The organism is Veillonella parvula (assembly GCF_040097785.1).
Classification (GTDB): Bacteria; Bacillota; Negativicutes; order Veillonellales; family Veillonellaceae; genus Veillonella; species Veillonella parvula_D.
Map to the genome: position 1 here is coordinate 246,093 of NZ_JBBNNS010000003.1, position 18,504 is coordinate 264,596.

Consider the following 18,504-nt stretch of genomic DNA (forward strand, 5'->3'; position numbering starts at 1 on the left):
GGAGTTCCTATGGGACAATATAACTTTGATCAAATTTTAGATAGAACGCACACGAAATCTTTAAAATATGATTTTGCTGTAAAACGAGGCAAACCTGCGGATGTGTTGCCATTCTGGGTAGCGGATATGGATTTTGAAATTCCCCCTGAATTGAAGCAAATTTTATTAGACCGCGTAAACCATGGTGTGTTCGGATATACCGAGTCCGACGACGAATACTTTGATGTGTTACAAAATTGGTTTAGCACTCGTTTTAACTGGATTCCAGAACAAAAATGGCTTGTTAAAACGCCTGGGATTGTATTTGCTTTGGCGATGGCGGTGCGAGCTTTCACCAAGGAGGGTGAAGGTGTGCTCATCAACCAACCAGTGTACTACCCATTTAGCATGGTTATTGATGACAACAATCGGCATCTTATCAATGTGCCGCTCATCAAAGGCGAAGAGAGATATACTATCGACTTTGAAGGCATTGAGCGAGCTATCGTTGAGGAAAATGTTACATTATTCCTCTTGTGTAACCCCCATAATCCGGTAGGACGCGTGTGGACTGAGGACGAGTTGAAACGCCTCGGCGATATTTGTATTAAACATAATGTGCTCATTGTGAGCGATGAAATCCATGCAGATTTTGTATGGAAAGGGCATACGCATAAGGTCTTTGCCGCTCTTGGTGAAAGCTATGCAGAACACTGTATTGTATGTACAGCACCTAGTAAGACCTTCAACATTGCAGGCTTACAAGTAAGTAATATTTTCATTCCTAATGATTCCTTACGCCGCCGTTTTATCAAAGAAATCGATCGTGCTGGTTATAGCCAATTGAACACGATGGGGATTGTGGGCTGTGAAGGGGCCTACAAAGTAGGGGCTCCTTGGCTTGATGAATTGAAAGAATATATTCAAGACAATATTCAATTTACCATCGACTATATAGCAAAATATATGCCAAAAATCCATGTGTATCGGCCTGAAGGGACATATCTCATGTGGCTAGATTGTTCTCAATTGCCGCTGAGCCCTAAAGAGCGAGATGAATGGATCGTTAATGATGCCAAGTTATGGCTCGATACGGGTTCTATGTTTGGCATCGATGGGGAGGACTTTGAACGCATTAATGTTGCTTGTCCTCGTAAAATATTAGAAGAAGGGCTCGAATCTTGGCGCCGTGCCTATGAGGCTAAGGGCTTTTAATTAGATTAGGTTATCAAATTGTAGAATATGTAGAGGTGACATTATGCCTATTAAAGTAATAAAAAATTTACCGGCCATAACGAAATTAGCTCAAGAGAATATTTTCGTTATGGATACTGAGCGGGCGGAAAATCAACAGATCCGACCTTTGCAAATTTTGCTAGTCAATTTGATGCCTACTAAAGAAGTGACGGAGACGCAAATTTTGCGTGCTCTCAGTAATAGCCCATTGCAAGTTAATTTAACATTGTTGCATACCGCATCTCGTAAGGCTAAAAATACAGATGAACAATATTTAGAAACTTTCTATCGTACTTTTGATGAGGTAAAAGACCAGTTCTTTGACGGTATGATTATTACCGGTGCTCCTGTTGAGTTAATGCCTTTTGAAGAGGTAGACTATTGGTCTGAACTCGTAGAAATCATGAACTGGGGCGAAGAACATGTATATTCGACCTTCTATATCTGTTGGGGGGCTCAAGCTGGTTTATATCATCACTTTGGTATTAACAAATCTATTATGGATGAGAAATTATTCGGTGTTTATGAACACGATATTTATAATGATCGACCAGTGCTCATGCGTGGATTTGATGAAAAGTTTTGGATGCCACATTCTCGTCACACTACAGTTTCTTTGCAACAAATTAAGGAAAATCGTGACTTGGAACTTTTGGCTGGGTCTGAACCAACAGGTGCTGCTATCGTTCGTAGTTTAGATAATAAGCATATCTTTGTATTTGGTCATGCCGAATACGATTGGGACACACTTAACCGTGAGTACGTGCGGGATATCAAAAAAGGTATGGATATTGCAGTTCCTGAAAACTACTTCCCGGATAATGATCCAAAACAACGTCCCATCGTGCGCTGGCGCTCTGTAAGTACACTATTATTTACAAACTGGTTGAACTACTATGTATACCAAGAAACACCGTACATCATTGAACAAATCCAAAAAATGAAATTTGAACGGGATAAAAATTTAGGCGCTTACATCTAAATGTAAGTACTTATTTCTAATCTATTGATAGTAATATGTACCCCTAATTACTTCTAACATTTCTCAAGGGAACTAGTTCTTTGGAAGTAATTAGGGGATTTTTATTTTTCATAAAATGATTTAGTTCGCATTAGAGTCTTTGGTAAAAGTTTTTATCGTCCTTTGCTTACCATAGTTTAAAGTTATGGAGAAGACCATATAAAAAATAGTAGACATATTTTTTAAAACATAGTACTATACTAGGCATAAAGAATGAACTCAATTCACAGTTAATATAAAGGAGTTGTTATAATGAGCAAACAATACAGATTTGAAACATTACAATTACATGCTGGTCATACCGTTGATCCAACAGGTTCTCGTGCAGTACCTATTTACCAAACTACATCTTTCGTATTTAAAGATGCAGAAGAAGCAGCAGGCCGTTTTGCATTAACTAATCCTGGTGGTATTTACTCTCGCCTTGGCAATCCTACTACAGATGTATTGGATGCTCGTGTAGCACAACTTGAAGGCGGTGCAGCTGGTATCGCAGTAGCATCTGGTTCTGCAGCGGTTACGTACTCTATTTTAAATGTAGCAGATGCTGGTGATAATATTGTTGCTGCATCCACATTGTATGGTGGTACTTATAATTTGTTTACTGCTACATTGCCTCGTTTGGGGATTCAAACTAAATTCGTAAATCCGGATCATTTGGAAGAATTTGAAGCAGCTATCGATGAAAAGACTAAAGCCGTTTATATCGAATCTATTGGTAACCCTGGTATTAATCTTATCGATGTACAAGCCATAGCTGATATTGCACATAAACACAATATCATCTTGATTGTAGACAATACATTTGCATCTCCATACTTATTCCGTCCATTAGAACATGGTGCTGACGTAGTTGTACACTCTGCTACTAAATACCTTGGTGGTCACGGTACAACATTGGCTGGCGTAGTTGTAGAATCTGGTAAATTCGACTATAAAGGTTCTGGTAAATACCCTGGCTTCTCCGAAGGTGACGAACACTACAATGGATTAGTATTTGGTAATTTGCCAATCCCATTCACTGTAAAAATTCGTGCTCAATTACTTCGTGATACTGGTGCATGCATTACTCCACTTGCAGCATGGCAAATCTTGCAAGGTATTGAAACATTGTCCTTGCGCGTAGAACGTCACGTAGAAAATGCTCGTAAAGTAGTAGATTTCTTGAGCAAACATCCTAAAGTAGCATGGGTAAGCTATCCAGAATTAGAAGACAGCAAATACAAAGCATTAGCTGATAAATACTTCCCTAAAGGTGTTGGTGCAGTATTCACATTTGGCGTAAAAGGTGGTAAAGAAGCAGGTATTAAACTTGTTGACTCCTTGGAAATCTTCTCCAACCTTGCCAATGTAGCAGATGCTAAATCTCTTGTTATCCATCCTGCATCCACAACACATGCACAACTTAACGAAGAACAACAAAAATCTGCTGGCGTAACACCAGATATGATCCGTGTATCTATCGGTCTTGAAAATATAGATGATATCATCGAAGACTTAGCACAAGCTTTAGATAAAGCATAGTTTTCGTACCTCTTGTTTGGAAAACTATAGATCAAACCTTCAAAACTTACAAATGACATCCTTAAGCTGAACTTTGCTTAAGAAATAGAACACATAACTATCAAACCTATAAAACTTATACAAAAGGCCTCCCGCTGGGAGGCTTTTTTGTTATTAGTGTGTGTTGTCTTTATAAGAATGAAATGTTGTGTAGGTGTAATACAACCTTGATAGAATGGGCATAAAAAGACCTTGGATTTAATGATCCAAGGCCTTTAAGGGAGTATAGTGTGTGTAACGTTTGGTCTGTGGTGTGTGAGCACAGACCGTTTTCCTATTGTGTGAGATAGGATTTAGGGAGTCCGTGGTTAGTGTTACGGACTCTCTGAGAGTGTGTTAGAGAGTGTATCTAAAGGATACAGTGTGTATAGTATGTGTGTTATATGTGTAGTGTGTCATCTAAGTGGGTTAGGATAGGGTTTCACTTGATGATAAAATCTTAGTATTTTGTGTTTTTAACTTTAGCGCTAATAACTTTGCCGGATGTAGCGTCTACTTTTACTTCCGCATTTTTACCGCCGCCAGTTGTCATATCAAATTCATATACAACTCTGCCGTTTTCACGTTCAACAGTCCAATCCATAGTTTGGAAATCAGAACCAACTTTTTCCATAGCTTTTGTTTCAGCTACTTCAGGAATGATGATGTTTTGAACGTTAATTGTTTTAGAAGCTTTGGAGTAACCTTTTACTTCTTTGCCAACGATTTGACCAGATGCTTCGTCTACTTTAATTTCTACTTCGCGGTTGCCATAATAACCTTCTACTTCATAGTAAGGATTGTGTTTTGCATCATAGGAAATAGATTTTACAGTAGCGCCAGGGAATTGTTGTTGGAATACTGTAACAGCGCCCATGTAATCAACAGAATAGTTTGCTTGTGCGGATGGAGCAACGCTACCAACACCGTTCCAGTTGCTATGGTTGTTGTAACCATGGTTGCTAGCTGCACCAACTACACCTGCTAATAATACTGTACTAACGCCAAATGCACATAGTACTTTGGATACTTTCTTAACATTTTTCATAAGCAATGCCTCCTGATAGCAAATTATAATTTTCGTTTAGTTACGATTTTGTGAAAGTAGATTTTACTCAATCTACTTATATATAATTTAATATTGTTATATGAAAATAAGGTGAAATTAGATGATTTTTGTATGAAGATGAGTATATCTTTTAGTTATTATGAACTATTGATAATAACTATTAGCTATAGTCAAAATTAAAAAGTACTAAAAACATAGTATATATAGTATTAGACTATATAGTAAACTAAAAGTCAACTATTATAGTTGACAATTAAAAATACAAGTGCTTTAATTTAGATAGTTAGTAGTTTGTTTCCGTGTTATCTTGGACTTTTATTCTCCATTGATAGCACAAATTCCTGCTTAGGTCTGTTATGAATGGAGGTATACCATGAGCTCTACTGTATCAAAACAAACTCGCATTACCACCCGTCAGTTAACGATGACAGCACTCTTTGTGGCGCTAATCGCGGTTGGTGCTTTCATACGGGTCCCATTACCGAATTGTCCGTTTACATTGCAAATCTTATTTACTACATTAGCGGGCATTGTTTTAGGTAGTCGTTTAGGTGCCGCTAGTGTTGGCATTTATATTGTACTAGGCCTTGTTGGGGTTCCTATTTTTACATCTGGTGGTGGTCCTAGTTATATTTTGCAACCTACCTTTGGTTATTTAATTGGCTTTATGGTTGGTGCGTATGCAGTAGGACGCATTGCAGAGACAATGGATACACTATCGTTTAAACGTTTGCTAGCCGGATCTATATTAAATCTATTTATTGTATATGGTCTTGGCATGGTGTACCTATACTTTATTATGAATCTGTATTTAGGTAAGCCGATTGGTGTGGAAGCTGTCATTATTACATGCTTCCTAATCCCAGTTGGCCCAGATATTTTCTTGTGCGCTGTAGCAGCATCTCTTGGCAAGAGAATTATTAAAGAATTACAGCACTAATAGAATGTTTTAATAACTATTTTTTAATAACTATTATAATTAGAATAACTAGAAAAAAAATATAATAAATATAATAACTATAATAACTATTATAACTATTATAACTATTATAAAGCATCAATCTTTTGTAGATTCATATAGATATTGAATTATGAAATATACGTTATTTTATTCAACAGAATCATTCCTATTAAAAACGAGGCGTTAAGCCTCGTTTTTTATGTAATTCTTAAGGGTATACATAGCCTAATATAGGTTCTGCAGATTTGATTTTTGTAATCTCTACATATGGTTGTTTACGACCGTGGAAGTCTCGCGTAGAAACCTTTCCTTCAATCGATACCCATTGTTCATTTTGTAAGCTATCACCATCTGTTTTATAGGCTGTCATGCCAATAGGGGCAACGTCAGCAATACAACAAGCCATAGCCATACGAGAAATAGTAAATTCGTTAGATTTTAATGTATTATCTTCGCGGTTCACATAGCCTGTCATATAAACTGTGTAGTCTTTATATTGATCAGCATTAGATCCAACTTTTACAATGGTTTGATAGAAATTGTCTGAGTTCAAAACGATTTCTTTTTTGTCCTTGGAAATTCCTGGCTCTTTGCTTTCACTGTTAACAGTGACAACCTCTCCAATAGCATCGTTTGTAAAGTCAAAATTGTTAGTATCATCGTTTACACGAGTGGCACCATGAACGCCTGTTGAGGGTACAAGAACGGGAGGAACGATGAGCAACATAATAGGAATAATAATCGGAACGATAGATTTCCAGTTATGCTTGTAGTATTTTGACGGTGCCCAAATAATCGTCGCTAGACCACCTAAAATAAGGGCAACGCCACTAATACCTAGTAAAAGTTCATAACGCGGTGCAATATAGTTCAAATAACGACCTGTCACAATGAGGTAAATACAACAGATACCTAAGATGAGATACAATAGACCTTTCACGATAGAAAAGCGATCTTTCAGTCCTAATGTCATGAAATCATCTCCTTTTAATTAATTAAGAACTGAGATAATGATTATAAAAATTTGTAAATTAGCTAAGAAAGAATTTGAATACTAATGCTGCCATATAGGACATAACGGCAATCGTTATGCTTAATCGTATGATAAATGAGGTAGGCATATATTGCTTTAATATATATACGTTTTTGATATCTAGCATCGGACCTAAGATGAGAAAGCCCATTACGGAGCTAATAGGAAATAAGGTGCTCAAGGATTTACCGATGATGGCATCTGATGTAGAGCAGACTGAAAAGAAGAATGCTAACATCAGCAAAATTGGAATGGCTGTAAATTCTGGCAAGGTTAATCCTGCGTTGAGAAGCCAAGGCTTGCCATACACTTGAACTATAGATAGTACAGTTGCCGCCATGGAAAAATAGAATAAGAGTTGAGAAAACTCTCGTTCCATATGGACTAACAATCTTTTTTTATCGATATGTTTAGTTTTAGTTGTTTCTAAAACGATTTCTTCGTAGCTAAGATTCTGTGGTGTTCTTGCTTTCAAAATAGATGTGGCTGGAGGCCAAAATCGGAACGATAGGGCTACTAACAAGGCAACACCTAGTCCTAAAACGATACGCCATACGGAGAGCATGGGATTGTCAGGAAACGCATACCATGTAGAAAGAATGGTGATAGGGTTGATAATCGGGCTAGCGAGCATAAATAAAAGAGCTACTGATAAAGGGATGCCTCGATCTATTAGCGCCTTGAATAAGGGGATGATGGCACAGTCACAAATTGGCAAGGCAAAGCCACTGACCATAGCAGCCCCATAGCTTTTCAAAGAATGGTCACCTAACAGTTTTAGTAATACTCGTTGTGGTACGAAATAGCGAATAATCGTTGAGCCTACCGTGCCTAATAAAAGGAATGGAATGGCCTCGATGATGAGGCCCGTGATTATGGCGAAGCATTGGTGAATGGAATAGGGGATGTCATGGCGAAAAGCTGTGACCAACAGTATATAGGTTGTAATACCAATAACTAATAGATTAGGAATGAGTCCCCATGTGGAATTCCGGCACAGTTGTTCTACTTTTTCTGGTGTAGGAGCTGTTATAATTTTAGCCTCTCCGTTGTAGGTACGTAGTAAAGCGTGATGTGTATTGGATTCTGTGATAATACAATCTGCACTATACAATTGACTCATTACATCATTACCTAAACCAGGGAGTATGGTTGAAACAAATTGATCGGTACAAATATACAATACCTTTTCTACTTGTAATAGGTGGCTTAATATATCGCTATATAGTAAGGCTTCTAGTTGATGAAAGCTTACCATGCCATTCCACTCAATCCATAGCTCTTTTGGCTGTAGTCGTTTTAAATAATCCCCGATTTTACAGGCTATCAATTCGTAAGACTTGATATCGCTAGGAACAATGGCACTGAGTTCATCCGCATTGAGTTGTAAGGGCTCTTTGATGAGAGGTTCACTGCCTTCTTCGGCGCTGATTATTGCGGTACCGCCTAGCTTTTTACGGTATTGTAATTGTTCGTTTATGAACGTGCTTTTACCGGATCCAATAAACCCTGTAACGATATAAACTGGTATCATGATTGACACACTTCGTTATGTACCATTGGTACATTAAAATCTGTGCCGATAACGACTAAACTATAGTCATTAGTTTCACTAGGTGAAAGCGAACAGTAATGAGTGCCGTATTGGAGTTCGTGAGGACCTTCCGTGGTTGGTACAATCCCTTTGGCACGAAGCACTGTATCAGGCATGCCTTCTAAAATGGTTTTCCATTGTGCAAGACTAAGGGTGCGCAAATCCTTAAAGGTATGACTCATAAATAAATGTTCATCGTGTAAGCAGTGATCATCATGACAATGATACAGGCGCTTGATGTAATCACGCAAACCAATGGTATCCCATGCTTCTTCATGAATTGGTGTATGTGGCGCGAGGTCGCGAATCATACGTTTTGTAATGCTTGTCTGTTGAATATCTTCTGTATGGCTCAAAAAAATCGCATCACTATGAGTGATTTGATCCTTGAAGAAAAGACCAAAATTTTTGATAAACATTGGTGCTTGCATAGCATCGACAGTCGTTATTGATGCGTGAATGTAAGCAGATTTTGCAATGTCCTCGTCGTTACAAGTATGGATGATTTCACTGAGCTTGCTAACACCTGATGGCTCGATGTAGATCATATCGATTTTGTAATTTTGCAGAATATCAAGTAGTGCTTGTTGGAAATTTCCTTGTAAGCTACAGCAAATACAGCCAGATGTTACTTCACGGACTGTGGCCCCTGTTTTTGCAAGATTAGCAGCATCGAGGCTAGTTTCACCAAAATCGTTTTCTATAATAAGAATTTTATCTTTCGATGTATGTTCTTTTAGTATATGTTGTAAGAATGTTGTTTTTCCAGAACCTAGAAATCCGGATATGATAACTATTGGAATCATATATACCTCCTGCGTAATGTAAACACAGTATACACCTATAGGATAACACAGAAAATACTCTATGGGGTATATGGAAACTAGCAAGTTTATCAGAGTTTAACAGCCTTCTCTGAAATTTATAGATTATATACTATATATGAGTATACTGGCACATGTAGTTGATATTCATAATTATTTATAAATAAAACGATGCATTCCATGTTGTTCATATATGAAAGAATACTCCTGTATGAATAAATATTTATTTATGTAGTTGAAAAATTTTTATGAAAAAAATCCCTCCTACAAGATAATTCAGTTGGAGAGATGGCTGAATTACTTGTAGGAGGGTTGGAGAGTCACTATTACATGGGTCTCGTAACTTGATGTGTTATTTGCTTATAGTATAACAAATTATACATCAAAAATATAGTAATTATTTATTTTATTGTAATTTTGCTAATAATGCTTTGAGGTACACATATACATTTTCAACAGAAGGTAAATGAACGCGTTCTGATGGTGTATGAGGACTTACGATAGTAGGCCCAAAGCTAATCATTTGTGTATTTGGCAATACGCCTTTTAACAAACCACATTCGAGACCTGCGTGAATAGCATTTACATTAGCTGGTGTATCGAACATTTCGTTATGCAAGGAAATCGCTTGTTCTTCCAATTTTGAGCCTTTGTCGTATTCCCATGCTGGATATCCACCTGTACGCTCTGCAGCTACGCCAAGTGCTTTTGCAAGAAGCATCATTTTTTTCGTTAAGAATTCAAGACTATTGCTATTGGAACTACGAATAGAAATGAGTATTTCAATGGTATGTTGATTTTCACGTACGATAGCAATATTATTAGATGTTTCTACAAGGTTTGGAATAGACTTACTTACAGAATGAACCCCATCTTGTGCAAGATAGATATATGTAATAAGTGCTTCTGTTGTGTCTTCTGCATATACTATTTCAGGAGTAGGAACATCTTCAACTACGAATGTAAGTCCTGGATCCTGTACGCTATATTCGTGTTGATATTGTTTTTCTTGGTATGCGAGTAATGTTTTAATGGCTGCCACATCTTCAGAACGTACAGATAATACAGCTACTGCCTTAGACGGGATTGCATTATGTTTTACGCCACCTTCGAAGAACGCTAAACTAATAGGATATTGCTGTTGAATATCATAGAGCACACGGGTTAGCACTTGGTTAGCATTGGCTCGTTGCTCGTTGATTTCGATGCCGGAGTGCCCCCCCTTGAGGCCGGTTACTGTAATGGATAGGCCCGCATCATAGCCTGGTTGATTGTTATCGCGTAACAATGGAATTTTTACATGTACGTGGCAACCGCCAGCACAACTAACGGTGAAGTCATGTTCTACCTCTGTATCCAGGTTGAGTAAGTAGTCACCAGTTACTTGACCTTCTTTAATGGCAAAGGCACCATCCATACCAGTTTCTTCGTTGGTAGTGAATAATAATTGCATAGGTCCATGTTGTTGGCTTTCATCTTCAAGGAGAGCAAGCATCATAGCAGCACCCATGCCATTATCGGCACCTAATGTTGTATGGTCTGCGTGCATCCATTCGCCTTCGATGATATTGGCGATTGGATCTTTAGAGAAGTCGTGGTTAGAGTCATGGTCTTTAACACAAACCATATCAATATGACCTTGTAAAATGATGGATGGACGGTTTTCATAACCTGGAGATGCAGCTTTTTTGATAATTACATTAAAGATTTCGTCTTGATGAACTTCAAGACCTAAATTTTTAGCAAAGTTCACGATGTAATCGCTGATGCCTTTTTCATTGCCGGACTCACGAGGGATTTGGCTCATTTCTTTAAAAATTTCTAATACGCGTTTTGCTTGAACGATTGTTTCCATAATGGTACCTTTCATTCTCATGTAAAATAGACATGTATGTATTATTGAAAGCTTTTAAAACAATATAAAATATTATAGCGTAATGGTCGCTTGTTTTACAGCCTAGACTAGGTCCTTTCATACATACGAACTATATAAATTATTATTGTATATATATAGTTATATCACAATAAAGATTATTAGGATAGCTTATGCTAGGCTAGCTATATAGGAATAATATTGTATAATGAGGGTATACGAATAACGAATAACAATTAACTAAATTTCTATAGATCTTAGAAGGTTGGTGAACTAATGCAACATGAAAGCCGCAATATTAGCATGCTTATGGATTTTTATGAGATGACTATGGCACATGGCTACTTTACAAAATTAAAAAATGTGGATCGCGTCGCATTTGATGTTTTCTTTAGACGTAATCCAGACAAGGGCGGTTTTGCTATTTTTGGTGGTCTCGAACAAATCGTTGAGTACATTTTAAATTTACACTTTGATGAAAGTGATATCTCTTATTTACGGAGTCAGGGTATTTTTAGTGAAGAATTTTTAGCATATCTAAAAGATTTCTCTTTTACCGGTGATGTATATGCCTTTCCAGAAGGTTCTATCATCTATCCTAATGAACCTGTTATTACAATTGTGGCACCTCTCATAGATGCACAAATCATAGAAACTGCAGTGCTTACTATGATGAACCATCAATCTCTTATTGCCACAAAAGCTAATCGTATTGTTCGCGCTGCGGATGGGCGTATTGTGGCTGACTTTGGTGCTCGTCGTGCACATAATGTAGACGCTGCTGTATACGGTGCAAGAGCTGCTTATATTGGTGGTGTTCAGTCCACTGCAACTGTTTTAGCAGGGCAACAATTTGGTATTCCTGTCAGTGGGACCATGGCACATAGCTGGGTTATGTACTATGGCTCTGAATATGATGCTTTCAAAGCCTATGCCGAAGTGTATCCAGATAATCCAGTATTCCTCGTTGATACTTATGATGTGTTAAATTCTGGCGTGCCTAATGCTATTAAGGTAGCAAAGGATGTATTGGAGCCAATGGGTAAACGCTTAAAAGGAATTCGCCTAGATTCTGGTGACCTTGCGTATTTGGCAAAAAAAGCACGGCGCATGCTAGATGATGCAGGTTTAGAGGATTGTAAAATCATGGCATCTAATAGTCTAGATGAGTATACAATCACATCTTTGCTAATACAAGGTGGGCCTATTGATATTTTTGGTGTAGGGGAACGCCTCATTACCTCTAAGAGTGACCCCGTATTTGGTGCGGTATATAAGATTGCTAGCATCGAGAAAGATGGTATGTGGGAACCGCGTATCAAGATTTCTGAAAGTGTTGAAAAAATTACTAATCCAGGTTTAAAAAAGGTATATCGTGTTTATAATGATAAAGGTCGTGCGATTGCAGATCTATTAACATTGTTGCGAGAGGTACCTGATACAGAGGAACCATATCGTTATATCGATCCTGAGCAACCTTGGCGTGAATTATATTTTGAAAATTGCACTTTTAAAGAGATGAAGCAGCTTATTATCAAGGATGGTAAATTAGTTGTGGACTTACCAACTCTAGAGGAAATTCGAGCATATGTGCAAGATCAATTAGCTAATGAAATTTGGCCTGAAGAGCAACGCTTTGAAAATCCACATCGTCACTATCTTGATATGAGTCCTAGCTACTATCAATTGAAGATGGATTTATTGAACCGTATTTATCGGAAAAAGTAGGAGGGCCTATGTTAGAAAATCCACAAGCTACAAAGGATGCCCTCGTTCAATGGATTCGAGATTATTTTGGTGAAAATGGTCCTAACTGTAGTGCTGTAGTGGGCATTTCAGGTGGTAAGGACTCTACTATCGTGGGGGCTCTTTGTAAAGAAGCTCTCGGTGCAGATCGCGTAGTTGGTGTTCTTATGCCAAATGGAGTGCAATCGGATATTGATGATGCTCAGGCAGTGGTAAATCATTTAGGAATTCCGCACATAACGGTCAATATTGGTGCTGCCTATGAGGCGCTAACTCATGCTATCGTTCAGGCTAAGGGGTATGATGTTGTAACGGGGAGAACCGATTTATCTAAAGATGCTGCCATTAATACGCCGCCTCGTCTCCGGATGGCAACTCTCTATGCAGTAGGGCAAAATTTGCCAAATGGTGCTCGTGTAGCCAATACTTGTAATGGTTCTGAAGACTACGTAGGATATTCTACAAAATACGGAGATAGTGCAGGTGATTTTAGCCCTCTCGCACAACTCGTAGTAGAAGAAGTTCGTCAAATAGGAAAACTTCTTGATATTCCATTGCACCTAGTTGATAAGGTACCAAGTGATGGTCTCAGCGGTCAGTCCGATGAGGATAAATTAGGATTTACCTATGCTGTATTGGATCGTTATATCAGAACTGGGGAAATTGAAGATCAGATAACAAAAGAGCGAATCGACTATCTGAATCGAATTAATAAACATAAATTAGAGCTGATGCCGTCATTTGATCCAAAGCTTTAATTGATAAGGCAGAAATCTCGATTTATAGAGATGAATCTATGAATCTATAGGGGCGAAGCCATAAAATAAGATAAAATAATTTTTTAGAATATAATAAGGCTGGCCATTATTGACCAGCCTTATTGAATCGTACTTAGTTTAAATTTAATACCAATAATTATTTTATAGTTTTATAGTGGAGGTAATATGGATACAAAAATCGCTTTGATTGGTACTGGAGGAACTATTGCAGGAAAAGGTACCTCAAATACTGATTTAACAGGCTATACGGCAGGGGTATTAGGACTTGACGAAATCTTAGCCTCCGTACCTGGTACAAAACCGTATGGTCCTTATACATATACTCAGTTTAGTAATATTGAAAGCTCCGATATTACCGTAAATCACTGGTTAGAACTTTCTAAGTTAGTGCAAAAATTGGTTAATCGAGATGATATCGGTGGTGTTGTTATTACTCATGGCACAGATAGCATGGAGGAGACAGCATATTTTCTGAATCTGACAGTTCATACAGACAAGCCAATTGTTATTACTGGATCTATGAGACCCGCAGGTGCTATTAGTGCAGATGGGCCAATTAATTTATTGCAAGCTATCCAAGTAGCGAGAACACCATCGTCTGTAGGTAAAGGTGTGATAGTCGTATTAAATGGCTACATTGATGGGGCAAGGGATGTATCTAAATGCAACACTACTAATGTAGCGACTTTTGATAGTCCATTAGTGGGGCATCTTGGTATTGTACAAGATGGTGTTGCCCACTATTATAAAGTGTCTACTCGACGTCATACTCAAGACTCTGTATTTGATGTGAGTAAATTGTCTGAGTTACCTCGTGTAGTTATAATGACCTGCTATGGTGGTATGGATGATATGGTGCCTATGAGTGTAGTTGCTACAAATCCTGACGGTTTAATTTTAACAGGTCTTGGTCATGGTACAATCCCACAAAACGTACGTCAAATCACACAGAATACAAAGTTTCCAACGGTACGTGCTTCTCGTACCGGTAGTGGTATGGTATCTGCAGTGCCACAAGATGCACTGGCAAACTATCTAGTATGTGATACTTTAAGTCCACAAAAAGCGCGTATTTTATTGATGCTAGGGCTTACAAAAACTAAAAATCTTAAAAAGTTACAACAATTCTTCTATGATTATTAAAAGCACATAATATTCATGGAACATAATGATTCTTTGATCTAATAATTAATTTAATAAAAGTTGAGAAAATATCTCAAAATTTAATTTGATATTCATTTTCAAGAATTATACTACATGTAACAGTTTTATATGCAATAAACCGCACATTCCGATCGCCTAGGATGTGCGGTTTTTCATTTGTATTATATTTTTCATATATGAGTGGGGTGTTGAATGATAATTTGGGGGCATTCTAGATGTTTTTGGATATCACAAGATAGGATTATTCAGCTCCAATAGCATTTTCTAGTGCTCTTTGTACGCCTACATAGACGGCCTTGGCTAAAGTGTCTCCAAATAGTGAGAAGGAGCCAGCATCGGTTAAGATATCTCCATTTGTATCGATGGTGAGAACGATACCATCTGTAGAGGTACCTGTGGCAGATGTTTTGCGTTCTTTCGTAATTGCGTCAAGAATGTCTTCGTTAATAAACGGATGGAGGCGTACGCTTTCAACATTCCAATCTTGTAGGGCTGCGGTTTTAGCCTCGGTAATCGTCATGATAGCTTTTACCATAGCGCTATCTGTTAAAGCTTTATTTGTAAATACGAGGATATTAATTGTGCCTGGTACTATGAAGTCTCCATCACGCTCTTCATAACAATAACCTGTACCTGCGCGATGTGCCGTTTTTTCATAGCCTGCAGTCACGATAGTTTCTACGATAGTATCATGTTCTTCGACTTTGGCATAGGCGTGTAGATGCATTGTAGCAGACGTGAGGAGGGCTGTACTAAAATGAACAGGTGTATCAATGTGCTCAAATTCTTGAGCTAAATAATCGGCTACAGAGCCACCGGGTAAATCTTTTTCTGTTTCGATTTGATATGTTAGCTGTTGATTACGTACGGCTAGAGTATGGTGATAGCCACCATTTAATTGTCCGCTCGAAAGAGAATAGTGGATATCGTCAAAGTGTACCGTGACGGAGTGTAACTCTCTAGTTACATAGCCTCCAGTAGCGAGTTCTTGGGGTGCTTCGTATAGATTTTTGAACATGTAAGTCTCCCTAGTTTTATGATTGTTATATATGGAATATAACGATATAATATCTTTATTATCGTATTGCGAATGCATATGTAAAATTATAGCATATATGTTTACTGTTATTATATTGACATTATGTTGAGACGTATATTTGTTATTGTATAGATTTATATTATGGATGGTTATTATGGCTAATTTCTTAAGTGCTGTTTCTGAATTTCTTTTTAAAGACGCTAATATATTAATTCAAATGAGGGACTGGTTCTTTGCACAAGCTGGAAATATCTTATTAGCGTTAATTTTATTTTGGATAGGGCGATATGCTATTAAATGGGTAAAAGCTTTTGCTGTTCGCATTATGACAAAAGCTTCCTATGACTCAGCAGCAATGAGCTTTATCACTCAAATTATTAATTACGCCTTGCTAGTAGGGTTAGTATTGATTTGCTTAAACCAAATTGGTGTTCCTACAACATCTTTTATAGCTGCTTTTGGTGCTTTTGGTTTAGGTATTGGTCTCTCCTTACAGAATAACCTTTCTAATTTAGCATCTGGTTTATTAATTCTTATCTTCAAGCCTTTTAGAGCGGGTCACGTTATTCAGGTAGGTGATGTAGTCGGCAGTGTTAAATCAATCCAATTTATGTATACAGTTATTACTACAAAAGATCAAAAGAATGTATACATACCTAATTCTCTTCTTACATCCCAAGCTGTAACTAACATTGTTTATACTTCAGAACGCGTTATCCCATTTACGTTTGACATTGGTTATAATAATGATCATCATGAAGCAATAAAAATCTTAAAAAATATTTTTGCAGCAGATAAACGTGTCCTTAATCCGAAGAATATGGAAATAGGTATCTCTGAATTTGGAGACAATTCTGTACGAATCGCCGCTTATGCTCGTGTTAAGTCGAAGGATTTCCTCGCTGTTCAATACGGCATTATGTCTGATGTAAAAGATGCTTTTGATAAATATGGCATCGACATTCCATATCCTCAGCGTGTAGTATATATTCAAAATGATCCTCAACATGTAGTATATATTCAAAATGTAGATACATCGACAGGTGAAATTAAAGGGACAAAGAAAAAAGCAACTACTACAAATGTAGAAATAGATAATAGTCTTGAAAGTTAGGATACTGGAAGGTAGAACGAGAGTGATGACACTTTTAACGACGAATATTCATATATTTTATAAGAAATTGGTATTGGCCATAACTTTTATAGGAATCGTATTTATAGGTGCTGGTGTTGCTCAAGCTGCATATATTACACCTCCTTCTACTGTTGGTGAGGCCGTAGTCCTTATTGATGCAGATACAAAAGAAATTTTATTTGCAAAGAATCCAGATAAGTGGATGCATCCAGCTAGTACTACGAAAATGGTTACCTTGTTAACTGCTTTAGAACTGAAGGGCACACAGCTTGATGAATTAGCTACTATAAGTAGTTATGCAACGAGCATGGAAGAATCAAACCTTGGGGTTCGCGTAGGCGATCAGATTACATTGGAAGGTGTTCTTGAAGGTATGATGGTTGCTAGTGGTAATGATGCGGCCGTTGTTGTAGCCGAAAATGTAAGTGGTTCTGTAGATAAATTTGCTAAGGATATGACTCGTATTGCTGCAAAAGCGGGTGCAAAGAATAGTGTGTTCTTGAATCCTCATGGATTAACACAAAAGGGTCACCATTCTACGGCTCGTGATTTAGCGATGATTGCAGCGTACGGCATGAAATACCAAATGTTCCGTGACAAGGTTGCTAATGATTATTACAAGGTGCCGTATCAAAACCGTGCACCAGAAACAATTCGTACTACAAACCATTTTATTCGCAATAAATATCCAGGTGCGAATGGCTTGAAAACAGGTTTTACAAATGCAGCAGGAGAATGTTTGATTGCGTCTGCCACACGGAAGGACCATACTATGATTGTAGTTATGCTTAATGATGATAATCGTTGGGAAGAAGCTGTACAATTCCTTGATTATGGATTTAAACTCCGTGGGGTAATTTAAGGACCTATTGTGTAATGGGGGACATATGAGTTCATTTTTTGCATTTTTAAAACGCATGCGCTTTATCAATCGATGGAGCCTCATGCGAAATACGGAAATAGAAAATATTCAAGAACATAGCCTTGAAGTGGCTATGGTAGCGCACAACTTAGGGGCCATAAAAAATGAATACTTCGGTGGGAATGTAGATATCAATAAGGTAGCTGTCATAGCTATGTATCATGAGGTGAGCGAAATCTTTACAGGAGATATGCCGACACCAATCAAGTATTTTGATCCAAAGTTGCGGGAACTGTATGGTGAGGTTGAAACTTTGGCGCAAGAAAAAATGCTATCAACCTTGCCAGACCGGTTACAATCTGTTTATAAGCCTATACTTGTTGATGCAGAAACTAGTCCAGAATGGCCTCTCGTTAAGGCTGCCGATACAATTTCAGCCTATATGAAATGCGTCAAAGAGCTCAAGGCAGGGAATGATGAGTTTAAAGAGGCACATGACTCTATCTTAGCTAAGTTGAAAACTCTAAATATGCCTGAGGTAGATATGTTTATTGAATTATATATCCCTGCTCTTGGTAAGAGTTTGGATGAGTTGAACTATTACGAAATTAAATAATTACTAAAAGAGACGACCAGAGGTCGTCTTT

Annotated in this window: 16 protein-coding genes; 10 read left to right on the top strand and 6 right to left on the bottom strand. The window is 37.7% G+C overall.

Annotation, left to right across the window (positions count from 1 at the left end):
• The first annotated feature begins 9 nt into the window (after window positions 1–9).
• The 3 genes from AAA071_RS07330 (at window position 10) to AAA071_RS07340 (ending at window position 3,760) form a co-directional block, all read left to right on the top strand.
• Entirely contained in the window at window positions 10–1,194 is a 1,185-nt protein-coding gene (locus AAA071_RS07330) for a MalY/PatB family protein (protein ID WP_077708051.1), read from the top strand.
• Between the two features lie 43 nt (window positions 1,195–1,237).
• A complete protein-coding gene (gene metA, locus AAA071_RS07335) occupies window positions 1,238–2,197 on the top strand; it encodes a homoserine O-acetyltransferase MetA (RefSeq protein ID WP_004697897.1) in 960 nt (319 codons plus the stop codon).
• A 291-nt stretch (window positions 2,198–2,488) separates the two neighbouring features.
• Window positions 2,489–3,760 carry an O-acetylhomoserine aminocarboxypropyltransferase/cysteine synthase family protein gene (locus AAA071_RS07340; protein WP_077708052.1) on the top strand — a complete coding sequence of 424 codons (1,272 nt, stop codon included), beginning with the start codon at window positions 2,489–2,491 and terminating at the stop codon, window positions 3,758–3,760.
• A 478-nt stretch (window positions 3,761–4,238) separates the two neighbouring features.
• Here AAA071_RS07340 and AAA071_RS07345 read toward each other — a convergent pair whose 3' ends face one another.
• Complete coding sequence (locus AAA071_RS07345; RefSeq protein ID WP_278456680.1) at window positions 4,239–4,826, bottom strand: PepSY domain-containing protein; 588 nt, start codon at window positions 4,824–4,826, stop codon at window positions 4,239–4,241.
• A gap of 394 nt (window positions 4,827–5,220) precedes the next feature.
• On the opposite strand from AAA071_RS07345, the gene AAA071_RS07350 reads away from it, so the two are divergent.
• Window positions 5,221–5,787, top strand: a complete 567-nt coding sequence (locus AAA071_RS07350; RefSeq protein WP_008602966.1) for a biotin transporter BioY — start codon at window positions 5,221–5,223, stop codon at window positions 5,785–5,787.
• Window positions 5,788–6,016: 229 nt separating this feature from the next.
• Here AAA071_RS07350 and AAA071_RS07355 read toward each other — a convergent pair whose 3' ends face one another.
• From AAA071_RS07355 to AAA071_RS07370, 4 genes are all read right to left on the bottom strand, one after another.
• Window positions 6,017–6,781, bottom strand: a complete 765-nt coding sequence (locus AAA071_RS07355; RefSeq protein WP_008715346.1) for a TIGR03943 family putative permease subunit — start codon at window positions 6,779–6,781, stop codon at window positions 6,017–6,019.
• Between the two features lie 58 nt (window positions 6,782–6,839).
• Window positions 6,840–8,375 carry a permease gene (locus AAA071_RS07360; protein WP_060919401.1) on the bottom strand — a complete coding sequence of 512 codons (1,536 nt, stop codon included), beginning with the start codon at window positions 8,373–8,375 and terminating at the stop codon, window positions 6,840–6,842.
• Window positions 8,372–9,241: a CobW family GTP-binding protein gene (locus tag AAA071_RS07365; RefSeq protein WP_008602960.1), complete on the bottom strand. Its 870-nt coding sequence runs from the start codon at window positions 9,239–9,241 to the stop codon at window positions 8,372–8,374. Before AAA071_RS07365 ends, AAA071_RS07360 begins: the two co-directional genes overlap by 4 nt.
• Before the next feature lie 424 nt (window positions 9,242–9,665).
• On the bottom strand, window positions 9,666–11,114 hold the full coding sequence (locus AAA071_RS07370) for an aminoacyl-histidine dipeptidase (RefSeq protein WP_316581468.1): 1,449 nt from the start codon (window positions 11,112–11,114) through the stop codon (window positions 9,666–9,668).
• Between the two features lie 294 nt (window positions 11,115–11,408).
• On the opposite strand from AAA071_RS07370, the gene AAA071_RS07375 reads away from it, so the two are divergent.
• From AAA071_RS07375 to AAA071_RS07385, 3 genes are all read left to right on the top strand, one after another.
• Window positions 11,409–12,860: a nicotinate phosphoribosyltransferase gene (locus AAA071_RS07375; protein WP_221741373.1), complete on the top strand. Its 1,452-nt coding sequence runs from the start codon at window positions 11,409–11,411 to the stop codon at window positions 12,858–12,860.
• A gap of 8 nt (window positions 12,861–12,868) precedes the next feature.
• Entirely contained in the window at window positions 12,869–13,636 is a 768-nt protein-coding gene (gene nadE / locus AAA071_RS07380) for an NAD(+) synthase (RefSeq protein ID WP_287520424.1), read from the top strand.
• Window positions 13,637–13,822: 186 nt separating this feature from the next.
• Window positions 13,823–14,800 carry an asparaginase gene (locus AAA071_RS07385; protein ID WP_295816280.1) on the top strand — a complete coding sequence of 326 codons (978 nt, stop codon included), beginning with the start codon at window positions 13,823–13,825 and terminating at the stop codon, window positions 14,798–14,800.
• A gap of 262 nt (window positions 14,801–15,062) precedes the next feature.
• On the opposite strand, the gene AAA071_RS07390 is transcribed toward AAA071_RS07385, so the two are convergent.
• A complete protein-coding gene (locus AAA071_RS07390) occupies window positions 15,063–15,839 on the bottom strand; it encodes an adenosylcobinamide amidohydrolase (protein WP_278618449.1) in 777 nt (258 codons plus the stop codon).
• A gap of 175 nt (window positions 15,840–16,014) precedes the next feature.
• On the opposite strand from AAA071_RS07390, the gene AAA071_RS07395 reads away from it, so the two are divergent.
• From AAA071_RS07395 to yfbR, 3 genes are read left to right on the top strand one after another with little or no spacing between them, the layout of a single operon-like run.
• Window positions 16,015–16,974, top strand: a complete 960-nt coding sequence (locus AAA071_RS07395) for a mechanosensitive ion channel family protein (RefSeq protein WP_012863855.1) — start codon at window positions 16,015–16,017, stop codon at window positions 16,972–16,974.
• A 25-nt stretch (window positions 16,975–16,999) separates the two neighbouring features.
• Window positions 17,000–17,857: a D-alanyl-D-alanine carboxypeptidase family protein gene (locus AAA071_RS07400; protein WP_316581494.1), complete on the top strand. Its 858-nt coding sequence runs from the start codon at window positions 17,000–17,002 to the stop codon at window positions 17,855–17,857.
• Window positions 17,858–17,882: 25 nt separating this feature from the next.
• Window positions 17,883–18,473 carry a 5'-deoxynucleotidase gene (gene yfbR, locus AAA071_RS07405; protein ID WP_038125773.1) on the top strand — a complete coding sequence of 197 codons (591 nt, stop codon included), beginning with the start codon at window positions 17,883–17,885 and terminating at the stop codon, window positions 18,471–18,473.
• Window positions 18,474–18,504: the final 31 nt, after the last annotated feature.

Coding starts and splice junctions, on each gene's coding strand:
- AAA071_RS07330 (WP_077708051.1), top strand. CDS start 10: ATGGGACAATATAACTTTGATCAAATTTTAGATAGAACGCACACGAAA.
- metA (WP_004697897.1), top strand. CDS start 1,238: ATGCCTATTAAAGTAATAAAAAATTTACCGGCCATAACGAAATTAGCT.
- AAA071_RS07340 (WP_077708052.1), top strand. CDS start 2,489: ATGAGCAAACAATACAGATTTGAAACATTACAATTACATGCTGGTCAT.
- AAA071_RS07345 (WP_278456680.1), bottom strand. CDS start 4,826: ATGAAAAATGTTAAGAAAGTATCCAAAGTACTATGTGCATTTGGCGTT.
- AAA071_RS07350 (WP_008602966.1), top strand. CDS start 5,221: ATGAGCTCTACTGTATCAAAACAAACTCGCATTACCACCCGTCAGTTA.
- AAA071_RS07355 (WP_008715346.1), bottom strand. CDS start 6,781: ATGACATTAGGACTGAAAGATCGCTTTTCTATCGTGAAAGGTCTATTG.
- AAA071_RS07360 (WP_060919401.1), bottom strand. CDS start 8,375: ATGATACCAGTTTATATCGTTACAGGGTTTATTGGATCCGGTAAAAGC.
- AAA071_RS07365 (WP_008602960.1), bottom strand. CDS start 9,241: ATGATTCCAATAGTTATCATATCCGGATTTCTAGGTTCTGGAAAAACA.
- AAA071_RS07370 (WP_316581468.1), bottom strand. CDS start 11,114: ATGGAAACAATCGTTCAAGCAAAACGCGTATTAGAAATTTTTAAAGAA.
- AAA071_RS07375 (WP_221741373.1), top strand. CDS start 11,409: ATGCAACATGAAAGCCGCAATATTAGCATGCTTATGGATTTTTATGAG.
- nadE (WP_287520424.1), top strand. CDS start 12,869: ATGTTAGAAAATCCACAAGCTACAAAGGATGCCCTCGTTCAATGGATT.
- AAA071_RS07385 (WP_295816280.1), top strand. CDS start 13,823: ATGGATACAAAAATCGCTTTGATTGGTACTGGAGGAACTATTGCAGGA.
- AAA071_RS07390 (WP_278618449.1), bottom strand. CDS start 15,839: ATGTTCAAAAATCTATACGAAGCACCCCAAGAACTCGCTACTGGAGGC.
- AAA071_RS07395 (WP_012863855.1), top strand. CDS start 16,015: ATGGCTAATTTCTTAAGTGCTGTTTCTGAATTTCTTTTTAAAGACGCT.
- AAA071_RS07400 (WP_316581494.1), top strand. CDS start 17,000: ATGACACTTTTAACGACGAATATTCATATATTTTATAAGAAATTGGTA.
- yfbR (WP_038125773.1), top strand. CDS start 17,883: ATGAGTTCATTTTTTGCATTTTTAAAACGCATGCGCTTTATCAATCGA.